Raw genomic sequence first — 11933 nt, forward strand, 5'->3', positions numbered from 1 at the left:
TCATAATTAATTCGATATAGAGATTCTATTCATTGAAGGCTTGCATTTTTGAATAGTAATCTTTAATCGAAGTATCATACTTGCTTTCTTTAGATTGGTAACTGTCATAGCTCTCACCACCAGGTTCAAAGGTTAACTCATAATACTGGTGTAACTTATTATATGCGCTTTGAAAATCTTTATAGTCCATGTCCATATCAGCGGTATCAAAAACTTTCATCCTTGTAATATCATTCCGCATATTTTTAAAATTCTGTTTGATGTCAGAATCATCTTGCAGAGCAATTTCCTCATCCACAGCTGTGTCAAAATCACCATCCAAAGCATCATACCACTTATCAGCAATATCTGAATGTGTTACTTCTATCATGTTACTCGTTGTGTTGTAGTCTTTTTGAAATTTTCGTGCATACTTTCTAAATTCTGTACGGTTATTTGCCAGCTTGTTATCCCAAATCTTTTGAACACCTTGAGCGCCAGCAAAAGTTATCACCGCAAGCACTAGCATACATAGCATCCCAACTTTTCCCACTTTGATTGTTGTTTCTTTATGAACAACCTTTCCAATAATCCAGGTAACTGCCATTCCTATCAATCCAATCAAACTAAGAATGGATACTATCCACAAGATCGTGATTATATTTTCCATGTTATTCCTCCTAAAAAAAGATCAAACTTTATTTAATAATTATATTAGGTATGAAAATTATGGAGGGGTAAGTTTTGGGACTATTATCTAAAATTTCTTTGATGTCTTATGTACTATTTACAACATTATTAGAGGCTGGGAAAAAACTCTCAGTCCAAAATGAAAGCCGGACGATGAATCAAATCTTGGTTCATCGTCCGGCTTCTTATGTACACAGGAAATCGTTCCTGATATGATGTAATTACCCCTAAAAACAAACATAAAGGAGCGATTTTCATGTATCAAAATTATATCACGGGACAAACAGAATTCGTACTAAATTATGACTACAATGTGCCAAAAAATCATCTGGTTCGGTTAATTGATACTTTTGTCGATTCCATTCCACAAGAGGTTTTGTTAGAAGAGAACGTGGCCGTCACCGGCCGCCCACTTTCTCACCCTGCACTGATGTTAAAAATTCTGTTGTTTGCGTACTCTCGTCAAACTTATTCTGGCCGGAAAATAGAAACCTTGTTAGAAGAAAACTTACCAATGCGATGGTTAGCCCGTGATCATTCATACAGTTACCATACCATCAATAACTTTCGACGGAGTGAGCACGCCAGGAACTTAATAAAACGTACCTTTGTTTACTTTACTATGGCTCTTACGGACCATGGGCTAATTCAAAATGATGCAGTCTTTATTGATGGCACTAAGGTTGAAGCGGATGCTAATAAGTACTCGTTTACTTGGCGTCGGGCAATAGAAAAGTATCACGCTAAGTTGAGAGAAAAGACGGCTAGTATTTATGATGAGTTAGTAGAAAAGCAAGTCATCAAAGAGATGAAACCAGAAATGATTGAATCTATCGACGGTATGGAATTAATGGCTGAAGAAGTGGAAAAAGAAATCACTAATCTAGACGAAGCCATTAAACAGGAGCCGAAAATAATTAAAGGTGGTTCAGTTAGAAAACGTCGGCGACGTTTTCTAAAGAAGCTTCGTCGTCAACTGAGAGAAGACTTAATTCCACGGGCTAAAAAATATGAACGTGTCGAAGATATTTTTCAAGGACGAAATAGCTTTTCGAAAACAGACCACGACGCAACTTTTATGTGCATGAAAGAAGATCCGATGATGAACCGAGAACTCAAACCCGGATATAATCTTCAGATTGCCACGCATAATCAGTTTGTCCTTGATTATGCTTTATTTTCCAATCCTACTGATACTAGGACTTTAGTGCCATTTCTTAAGCAATTCCATGGCTTGGATTTCTTTACACACGTGGTAGCTGATGCTGGTTACGGTAGTGAATATAATTACACAACACTGCTTGACCAATTCGATAAGCAACCACTCATTCCATACACCACCTATCAAAAAGAGCAGAAGCGTAAGTTCAAAAATGATCCAACAAAACCTCAGAATTGGCAGTACAATGCCGAAGATGACTACTATATTGATCATTTAGGCGTTCGCTTCAGTTTTTATCGCTACAGTAAACGAACTGATAAGTATGGATTTAAGCGCGATCTTAAACTCTATCGTGCTGACACACATCAATCATCAGAAGAGTTAGATCAGTTAGCTAAAACGCCAGGTAAGCGTCAGCGCTACATCCAGGTTAATCCAACTTGGAATTATTACAAAGCAAAAGTCAAAGAGACCCTCTCAAGCGATGAAGGTAAGATGATCTATCGTCGACGCAAGTTCGACGTTGAACCAGTCTTTGGTCGCATGAAGAGGGATTTTGGCGTACGCCGAACTCATTTGCGCGGCCAACGGGCTGTGGAAAATGATGTCGGATTAACCTTAATGGCATTGAACTTAACGAAATTGGGTAAAATGATCAACCAATTAAGACCCTTTTTAGTAAATAACCAAAAATGCGAACTACAATTTTTGATTAAATCAAAAATCATAGTTCGCATTTTCTTAGTTAGAAGCTAGAAAATAATAGTTAATTCCCAGCCTCCTCCTATTTGTTTATGGATTCAAGACTCCCTATGCAAAATATGAGCAAGGCGGCCATGCTGTGTGGATTGCAAACTGTTTTATTTAGAGATTTCCGCACTAGTATCACTACTAAAGCTTTTTATCTTAGTAAAGCAATCATTGATAGCTGATTCATAGTCATCATGTTCGAGGTAAACTTGTTGTACCTCTTACTTGATAGGTCTCACAATAAAAAACATTTCACCTTGGTAGATTGCAATAAATAACTTGAACAAATTTAATGACGCAGATTAAGCAAAAAGATCTCAATTGGAGTTCGCCAGTTCAAACATTTGAGTGGCCGTGAATTCAGATACCAGTTAATCTGAATCAATTCATCATCACTAATCTCTTCAATTGGCTGACCCTTAGGAATAAATCGCCGTAACACTCGATTACGATTCTCATTACTACCACGTTCATGCGGAGAATAAGCATGGGCAAAGTACAACGGCACGCCGGTATTTTTCTCAATTGATTGGTAGTTGGCGAACTCTTTCCCGTGATCAACCGTCAGTGTCTTGAGATTAGTTCCTAATTGATTAGCTAACTCAAGGATAGCCTTAGTCATTGAAGTGCTATCTCGTCCACCAAGCCGTTTAACGATAGTAAGGCGACTCTTGCGTTCGACAAACGTGGCTACTGCTTGACCTTTGCGCTTGCCAGATAAAACTGTATCAGCTTCAAAATGGCCTGCAATATTACGATCAGAAGCTTCAGCTGGACGATCTTCAATCGAACGACCATGACTGAAAGTCCCACGGGTTTCTTTAGCACGCTTACGACGAATACCATGGTCAGGTAAATCAGTCATCCGAATATCTAGAAGTCCTTGATCGACCCAGTTATAGATAGTCTTGTAGGCGATCCTAACCACATGGGCTACTTGTTCAATTGACCATTTCTGAATCTTGATCTTGTCTTCGATTAGTCGCTTGAGGTTAGCCGTTAATGAGCATTTACGACCACGATAACTAAGTTTAGTTTCGTGGTCGGCTTGCGCACTAGTCGCATGGTATTCACCCTTTAACCGGTGAATTTCATTAAAGATAGTAGTCTTACTAAAGCCCAGGTAATCAGCGATATATCGAAGAGATCGCTTTTCATGACGAAGCGTTTCGATGACAATGCGGTCTGAAAATGATAAGATAGTGGTGCCCATAAAGGTCCTTCTTTCTAATGGAATGTTGTAACGACACCATTAAAGACCTTTATGGGTTTTTCTGTCCACTAAAATGTTCAACTTAAATTTTACAATCTGCCCCTTTGATAATAACTAGCGTAGAGTTTCATATCATCAGTATTAGACCTGAAATTTCCAAACGCATTCTTTTTAAGTGGGACGTAATATCGTAAGATGATAGGCTTTCCACTGCTTCAATAAACGATGATTCATTACTTTCATTGTCAAATACATAATCATACTAGGTGTCATGTGCCATATTATTTTTATCTAAAATCATAAATACCATGTATTCATAATCTTGCTGGAATCTTTTGATGCAGCCATATATTCTTGTTTTCTCCTGCTAGTAAGTATTAAAAAATAATAGAATTTGTACTGACTATCTATGTGATCCCAAATCCAATAACAACAATACAAAAGATACCCAAGACAATAAAAATAAATCCGAATGTATCCATATTTATATCATCCAATTTTATTCTAAGTTCTCCATATCTAAAAACTCATTTTCTGACAAATATTTTCTAATAACTTTCTCGGCAACACTTTCATCTTTACTAAGAATCACCTTGTTTCATGAAATCCAGGATTAAATGATTCTGGAACAGTACTAACTCCATTCAAATTGGATCTAACAAGCTATTAAATTATGAGTATATCGGTACAACATTCCATTTTTAGCTTCATAGCGTTAGTAAGATTTATAAACAAAGATCACAACTGTCGAGGACAACGTGTCTTAATTTATGCAAGATAACAATGCGTTGTTCTTGCTCACTCAAAGTAATCACCCCCACGTGTGTGGAAAATATTTCAATATCTTAGTAGCAACTTGTTCGTAACTTGCCATACTATTTCACCTAATTTTTCAATAAATTATCATATCTAAATTTTTCCATTGAGAAAGGACGCTTTGCCCATCTTCCAATAATGCTAACTGCAATACTTCTTTAGAGTCAGTGCTAGAAATTTTCTGTCTACTGAAGTTTTTATTGTTATTAAGAATCCAACCCTTTATATTAAAATTATCTATATAGTCCGGTTCTAAAAAATAAGGAACATTATCATAGTTAAATGTAATCTCCATTTGAGTTTCCATTGACTCAATTAAATCACTTATTTTATCTAACCTATTCATCCTATTTCATCACCTTTCTAATAAATTCTAATTCTTTCTCGGTTGGCTCTCTGCCAGGATCACCCCCACGTGTGTGGGGAATACTACAACAACACAGAGATGTCACATTGTGAACACCTCCTCATGCTCCACATCTTGGGTAACCAACCCCGTGAAGCACCTAACCAGTGTAGCAAATTTCAATTGTGTGGTATAATAAACTTACTGATACAACAGACAGAAACCACATATTGTGGCACTTTCTGTAATAAGCACTCCCCCAACCAAGGAGTGCTTGATTTGTATATAAAACAAAAAGCTCTCAGACGCAAATAGAAGCGTTTTGAGAGCTTTTAATGTATCCGAGTGTAATTGCTATTAGAATCGCTTCTATACCGCAAATTTTGCAGATAACGAGCTATTTGCTCATAAAGAGGAGATTTCCAGTCAAGAATAAATTTGCCATCACGCATGACAATCGTATTTTTAAGCAATTGGTGTACATAGGCTAATTCATTCTTTGCTTTTCACTTTCAAACCACTGAGATACCTGATCGAGAGTAAGGGACTTCATAGCTTTATTGCGCAGGGAAGAATAACGCTTATATGCTTTATAGCGTTCATATCCTGCGGGATCATCTTTTTTGAGAACTGGTTTGGCATATGGAACTGGGGCTAATGTTTCTGTGGCAATGGATCACCCCCACGTGTGTGGGGAATACTCCATACTCGCCTTTGGTTCGCATCTCAATCTCGGGATCACTCCCACGTGTGTGGGGAATACCCCAAGGCTTAGACTTTGACACGTTTTGGTATGGGATCACCCCCACGTATGTGGGGAATACTGGAATATTGTAAAAATAATCCCAATGAACTTAGGATCACCCCCACGTGTGTGGGGAATACCCTTACCGGTTGAACTTGATCTTGAGGATCAAAGGATCACCCCCACGTGTGTGGGGAATACCAAGGTTCTTGTCGTCCATGATTCTAAGTAAAAGGATCACCCCCACGTGTGTGGGGAATACTTGCTGTCTGGAATACCCAGGGCGTTTAACTTGGGATCACCCCCACGTGTGTGGGGAATACTGCTCGGTTTTATCCGAGCAACAGAAATTACGGGGATCACCCCCACGTGTATGGGGAATACGACCCGGACGAGCATTAAATGCCTTAGAAGCGAGGATCACCCCCACGTGTGTGGGGAATACTACACCTACATAGTTAGATATTATATATACAGGGGATCACCCCCACGTGTGTGGGGAATACCCATCACTTTGGACTACCGTCTTCGGGTCAAAGGGATCACCCCCACGTGTGTGGGGAATACCCATCACTTTGGACTACCGTCTTCGGGTCAAAGGGATCACCCCCACGTGTGTGGGGAATACGTCAACGCCCGTCTGAACAGCCAAATAATGGACGGATCACCCCCACGTGTGTGGGGAATACTATATTTCACGCTCATTTTTCAATAATAGGACGGGATCACCCCCACGTGTGTGGGGAATACTGCTTTTTACCTCCTGTCCAGGGTCATTTTTTAGGATCACCCCCACGTGTGTGGGGAATACGAGTGAGGGCGGAAAACATCAGCCCGAACGGAAGGATCACCCCCACGTGTGTGGGGAATACCCTACGGCTGTTAATAAAACCCTACAAAAACTGGGATCACCCCCACGTGTGTGGGGAATACAAAAAGAGGTACTGGAGGGAACACTAAATGGAAGGATCACCCCCACGTGTGTGGGGAATACAAAAATGCCAGTGCCAACGATACACGAGGGGTAGGATCACCCCCACGTGTGTGGGGAATACGACAGACCGTGGCGTAAAAAGAAGCTAGAATCGGGATCACCCCCACGTGTGTGGGGAATACTTGCTAGTTCTTCCTTATCACGTGCTATCTCTTGAGGATCACCCCCACGTGTGTGGGGAATACTAAGCTTGACTGGTCTAGTGAAGCCTATGATAAGAGGATCACCCCCACGTGTGTGGGGAATACGGAAAAAACAACATCAAGTAAAGTTTTCCGAAAGGATCACCCCCACGTGTGTGGGGAATACTCAATCTAAAAAATAAAAAACTCAGCTGAAAAAGGATCACCCCCACGTGTGTGGGGAATACCTTACCAGGGGTCGCCCCGTTATGCGCCTTAAAGGATCACCCCCACGTGTGTGGGGAATACTTCACTTTTTGGATATGAACAACTGGGGTATAGGGATCACCCCCACGTGTGTGGGGAATACGTTTCGTCCATATGCACCTCTGCATATGCGATAGGATCACCCCCACGTGTGTGGGGAATACTTTTCTTTTCGTAGTTCCATTGCGCAACCATAAGGATCACCCCCACGTGTGTGGGGAATACACACCAACAAAAAAGAAGTCCAATACAAAGAGGGGATCACCCCCACGTGTGTGGGGAATACTTATCCTGATCAGACAAGTCTTTGACGATATAGGGATCACCCCCACGTGTGTGGGGAATACCAAAAAGACCACGCTTAAAAGATGGCGCAAAAAGGATCACCCCCACGTGTGTGGGGAATACTTCCTCCTCGGACATATTTTCGCTATTTTTATGGGATCACCCCCACGTGTGTGGGGAATACTAAGGCTGAGGGCGATTTTGTCGCGCCACGTTGGGATCACCCCCACGTGTGTGGGGAATACAGTAACAGATCCCTTATAAATCAACATTTCACTTCTGACCAACATCAATTTTCCATTAGTTTCTCTGCAAGTTGAAATGTTGCTTTAGCATCCTCAAGTGCTTGATGTGGCTGCTTATTTTCTATCCCATATGCTTGAAGTACAGTGTCCAATTTATAGTTATCTAGAAAGCGATTTTTATTTTTTACTATTGCTAGCAAATCTACTAATTCGTTACTTTTTCTTTCTAACTTTACTTTCTTGAAAGCATAATCTAGAAACTCGATATCAAAGCGCAAATTATACCCTACAATTCTTTCGTCACCAATAAAATTTCTAAATGCCCGTAAAACTTTTACTAATGGTTCTCCCGCTTCAACTATTTCATTTGTTAACCCTGTTAACTTCTGTATAGCCGGCGGGATAACTTTTGAACATTCAATTATATGAAAAAACGATTCTTTTTGTCCCGTTTTTCCTCGTTTAACAGCACCAATTGAAATAATTTCATCTTTTTCGGGATCTAAACCTGTAGTTTCTACATCAACTACTATAAATTCTTTCCGTTTTTGAATATTATTAACAATTTTTTTCCTCTTAAACTTTCGCGCCTTATAATATCGTGCTGCCTTACTAAACCCATGTTTTACTGTTTTTTTAGTAGCTACTTTCTTCATTAAAGGTATTCCATCATAATCGACGACCAATGGTCTCTTCTTGTTGTTAGAAAAGTATACCCTAACTCATTGTTGGTGTTATATACTAGCGTTGCTTCTCCATTACCAACGTTCCTCTTAATTCGTTCCCATAATTGATCACGAATACGTGCATTAACATTGCCAACGTATACCCCGGTTTGGATTTCCTGGCACCATTTAGTCAGGTCACCACGTAAAGAATATGGTACTTTCGTCAAAGTAATCACAATCATTATGTTTTCTCCGTACTTTCATGGTATTGAACACCCATTTTTTGCATTCCTAGTTTGTCATCCCACAAACTTAATGTTTCGGCATCTACTTCTTCCGCTTCTAAGGTCACTCCTAATAAATCCTTTAAGTCATGTACCATGCGTTTTAGTAGCTTACCATCACGAAACGCATCTCTCATTGCCAAGCGTGTCTGACGTGAAATGGTTGCTTCATCTGTACACTGCGCTGTTACTTCAAACGCAATTGGTATTGAATATTCAGCCTTATACAAGTCAGCAAAATCGTACACAAAAGACAAGTCATGACCTGTATGAATAAAGCCTAGGCCGGGACTCACTCCCAAAGCGACAATGACACTATAACTTAATCCATACAAAGCTTGATGTGCTGAAGTTAGTGCTTTATTGATTGGAGTCCCTGCTTCAAAGTCGTTCGGATCATACTCTCTACGCGACCACGGAACCTTATTTTTTCTTGATTGCTCTCGATAAATTTTCCGCACTCTTGCACCTTCTTTACCACGCAATTCCTGCATAGTTAATCGACTTACATCTTCATGCGGAAAACGATATTGATACATTCTACGCGCAACAGCCAAGCGTGAGCGAACATTACTTACAAGCTTTGCTTGCTTTTCTAACAATAATGACGAATGATTCAGTGCCCTACCATGTGCATAGTGGCGCACACCGTGTTCACCTACCCATACAACCGCTAGACCGGAGTTTCCAATCAATTCCATCGCACGATGTGTAACATCCACTCCTGGCCCTAACAACAATACACTTAAAGTTGCTGCTGGAACTGCTACAGTTCCTTGACTATCAATCACTAGAATTGCACTATCTTGGCGATTAATTTTTGCATGTTCAATATATAAAAATGTTATCCGATCACTAATACGCCCCAGTTCACTTAACTTTGCTTTCTCTGCCCCGATATTTTTATCCATAGTCACTAATTGGGGATTATTGTCATCAAGCCCATCCCATAGGCCTTTTCCCGTCCAATTCCAGATGTTAATGCTTTCTTGAACTTTTTAGCATCAGTTACTCTTATTGTTCCTTCAAAAGTAACACAACTAAGTTCCACCTTACGAGACTTCTTGCGCCGCAGTATCTTCCAATCACGATCCACAATTTCAAATGATGGAACTGTTCCTTGATCCGTTTCTCGAAAAATAAATTCAAATCCTAGTTTTTCTTGACGCTCTGCTAGCCATTTTTTCTGTTGGGCAACAGTAATATGTGGATAGACTCTACCATTCTTTTTTCCAGGCTGCATCACTTTATATGACGGGTTAGCCGTCAATCTAAAACGATAAGTTTTTTTCTCTGCAATCTTGGCTAAAAAATTATCATATATTTTAGTCATTGCTGTTCCAGGAACACCGTGGATCCCTAAATGATCCAAATCAGGCTTATTTTCACTCACAATTAATAAATAATATTTATCGTTTAGGCGGTCAATGCGCCACAAATGTCGTTTTCTAACACCAGCCTCAATCTCATCGGGAAAGCTTTTCTCAACCCAATCATGATATGCGCCCAAATGAGTGAGGGACCTCATTCGCTGTACATCCTGCACTGCTATTTCAACTCGTGATAAATACATTAATCTCCCTCACTTTCTAAAATCCCCATAATATCATGTTCGGTATTAATTTTCTTTTTAGCTATTGGTAATGTCACTTGCGTCGTAGCCGCCAAGCGATATCCATAACAGCGGTCAGTGACTGCAAACGACCTTACACGATCATGAACCGTATAATCTTTATGTTCAGGAAGTAAGTTTGCATCTGCCACCAATTCAAGCATCACGTCTTGTCGCCCACGCAAGGCATATTTTTGCTTAAACCAGTCAGCAGCTTGCCAATCTAGCTTTTGAAGAACTTCTACTGGATTACTATCTGTAAATATTTTTATAACCAATGGGCCCGCTGGTGGGTTACTCCTACGTCCTAGATATAGTTGGAAGTATGGATGATGCAATGCATATTCAATCCGATCAATCATTTTGCAATCATCACTCCCTACAGCTACTATATAGACTGCATCCTGCATGTAATCACGATAGGTTAACTTTCTTTTATGTTTCTTGGTATCATATTCAACAATATGAAAATCAGACAATACTGATGTAGCCTGATCTACACGTACTGCAAACTGTAAACTATTTAATTCAACAATTCTAGGATCATCACGATGATAGCCCAATGCTGCTGCGATCATTCCTATTACTGCACTCTTACTTGGATAACGTCCAGTGGTTCGTCGTTCATAATTAGCCTGATTACCATAAGATTGCAAAGGAGCAGCTAGCTTAACCGTTAATGTTTTCATCGTCAACCACCGCCTTATTCAAGACATCGGCTACACGCTCTAATAATTCTGATAAGTTATTCACCTTGTTTCCTTCAGCCATAGTACCTTTTCTCAGAATAATTTGTGCCAAAGGCTTTTCGATAAATTGTTGCACATCATCATATTCTTGCTCGAGTTTTTCAATTGACTGTTCCATGTAACCCTGCCGTGAACGAACCGGCGTCTCAAAAGCCGATACTAAGTTTACCGGTGTATCAGAATGTACAGTAGCCATGACATATCCAGGAACAGTTTTATTAGCAAAAGTATTTTGCTTTCCTGTTGGCATGGATAAGATAAAACTCTTGATAAAATCACTAATTCCTGCCAATGCATCTTTTTCACCAAGATCCGCGATCAACTCGCGAACATTGACATTAGCATACCGATATAAGGTGGAAGAATTGTACTCAATATCCCCCAACATCGATGCCCCAGAAGTATCTTCGCTTTGCAAGTCATCAATTGCCGTATAATAGTCAAATTCTGGTGTAATTTCATTAGTCGATAAAGCGTGTGCTACTTGCGCTGTTGCTTCAACATTCAACTCTGGATCATCCGCGACCATCCGTCCAAAGAGCGCTAAATCTAACGAATCATCGCCTTGCAAAATTTGTTTAATTTCCTTTTTGTCTAGTTCCTCATGCTCCAAACTGTATTTAGCCAATTTTTCCAGTTGTCCTGGACTAACTGCTAACAGAACTTTAGTATCAATATTATTTTTTTCGTATTTTTTGATTCCAACCACGGCCAGTATTGCTTTGGCTTTCTCAAGAGCCTCTTCCAAAGCTAATTCTGGGTTTAAGGTATTAATTTTCTCGGCCAAAATCGTTGGTATTTTTTTTGTTCGAGTTGCGTTAGCACGTCCATTAACAGCAAAATATTGGCGCATTGCTCGCTTCCAACTTTGGGAAGAAACACGTGCTCTTAACGCTCCCCCATATGTTGCTGACTTAGGAGCACCAGTATCATCACGGTTTAAATTAGCTGGTGGAACAGTTTGCAAAGCATGTAAACAAAGGTATAAATTTTTATTCATAATAAT

General features: G+C 39.9%; 8 protein-coding genes, 1 pseudogene and 1 CRISPR repeat array. Of the genes and pseudogenes, 1 reads left to right on the forward strand and 8 read right to left on the reverse strand.

The annotated features are described in order from the left end of the window. Positions 1-25: 25 nt before the first annotated feature. Entirely contained in the window at positions 26-649 is a 624-nt protein-coding gene (locus V3C97_RS05520; protein WP_338433958.1) for a hypothetical protein, read from the reverse strand. A 276-nt stretch (positions 650-925) separates the two neighbouring features. On the opposite strand from V3C97_RS05520, the gene V3C97_RS05525 reads away from it, so the two are divergent. Next, the gene (locus tag V3C97_RS05525) at positions 926-2587 is read left to right on the forward strand and encodes an IS1182 family transposase (RefSeq protein ID WP_056968813.1); all 1662 of its coding nucleotides are present in this window, start codon (positions 926-928) and stop codon (positions 2585-2587) included. Between the two features lie 283 nt (positions 2588-2870). On the opposite strand, the gene V3C97_RS05530 is transcribed toward V3C97_RS05525, so the two are convergent. From V3C97_RS05530 to cas7e, 7 genes and pseudogenes are all read right to left on the reverse strand, one after another. Beyond that, positions 2871-3794 carry an IS30 family transposase gene (locus V3C97_RS05530; RefSeq protein WP_003709292.1) on the reverse strand — a complete coding sequence of 308 codons (924 nt, stop codon included), beginning with the start codon at positions 3792-3794 and terminating at the stop codon, positions 2871-2873. 892 nt (positions 3795-4686) lie between these two features. Further along, a complete protein-coding gene (locus V3C97_RS05535; protein WP_180848554.1) occupies positions 4687-4956 on the reverse strand; it encodes a hypothetical protein in 270 nt (89 codons plus the stop codon). Positions 4957-5629: 673 nt separating this feature from the next. Further along, a CRISPR array of direct repeats spans positions 5630-7614; the repeat unit is 28 nt; unit sequence GGATCACCCCCACGTGTGTGGGGAATAC. A gap of 44 nt (positions 7615-7658) precedes the next feature. Then, positions 7659-8524: pseudogene (gene cas2e / locus V3C97_RS05540) on the reverse strand (type I-E CRISPR-associated endoribonuclease Cas2e). Next, the gene (cas1e, locus tag V3C97_RS05545) at positions 8524-9477 is read right to left on the reverse strand and encodes a type I-E CRISPR-associated endonuclease Cas1e (RefSeq protein WP_338433959.1); all 954 of its coding nucleotides are present in this window, start codon (positions 9475-9477) and stop codon (positions 8524-8526) included. The pseudogene cas2e and the gene cas1e overlap by 1 nt, the downstream one beginning before the upstream one ends. 5 nt (positions 9478-9482) lie before the next feature. Next, positions 9483-10139 (reverse strand): type I-E CRISPR-associated protein Cas6/Cse3/CasE, encoded by a 657-nt coding sequence (cas6e, locus tag V3C97_RS05550; RefSeq protein ID WP_338433960.1) that lies wholly within the window; start codon positions 10137-10139, stop codon positions 9483-9485. Beyond that, positions 10139-10867 (reverse strand): type I-E CRISPR-associated protein Cas5/CasD, encoded by a 729-nt coding sequence (gene cas5e, locus V3C97_RS05555; RefSeq protein WP_338433961.1) that lies wholly within the window; start codon positions 10865-10867, stop codon positions 10139-10141. The genes cas6e and cas5e overlap by 1 nt, the downstream gene beginning before the upstream one ends. Then, on the reverse strand, positions 10848-11927 hold the full coding sequence (gene cas7e / locus V3C97_RS05560; RefSeq protein ID WP_338433962.1) for a type I-E CRISPR-associated protein Cas7/Cse4/CasC: 1080 nt from the start codon (positions 11925-11927) through the stop codon (positions 10848-10850). The genes cas5e and cas7e overlap by 20 nt, the downstream gene beginning before the upstream one ends. Positions 11928-11933 lie beyond the last annotated feature (6 nt).

Source organism: Ligilactobacillus saerimneri, from assembly GCF_036689625.1.
Lineage (GTDB): Bacteria > Bacillota > Bacilli > Lactobacillales > Lactobacillaceae > Ligilactobacillus > Ligilactobacillus saerimneri.

Coding starts and splice junctions, on each gene's coding strand:
- V3C97_RS05520 (WP_338433958.1), bottom strand. CDS start 649: ATGGAAAATATAATCACGATCTTGTGGATAGTATCCATTCTTAGTTTG.
- V3C97_RS05525 (WP_056968813.1), top strand. CDS start 926: ATGTATCAAAATTATATCACGGGACAAACAGAATTCGTACTAAATTAT.
- V3C97_RS05530 (WP_003709292.1), bottom strand. CDS start 3,794: ATGGGCACCACTATCTTATCATTTTCAGACCGCATTGTCATCGAAACG.
- V3C97_RS05535 (WP_180848554.1), bottom strand. CDS start 4,956: ATGAATAGGTTAGATAAAATAAGTGATTTAATTGAGTCAATGGAAACT.
- cas1e (WP_338433959.1), bottom strand. CDS start 9,477: ATGGATAAAAATATCGGGGCAGAGAAAGCAAAGTTAAGTGAACTGGGG.
- cas6e (WP_338433960.1), bottom strand. CDS start 10,139: ATGTATTTATCACGAGTTGAAATAGCAGTGCAGGATGTACAGCGAATG.
- cas5e (WP_338433961.1), bottom strand. CDS start 10,867: ATGAAAACATTAACGGTTAAGCTAGCTGCTCCTTTGCAATCTTATGGT.
- cas7e (WP_338433962.1), bottom strand. CDS start 11,927: ATGAATAAAAATTTATACCTTTGTTTACATGCTTTGCAAACTGTTCCA.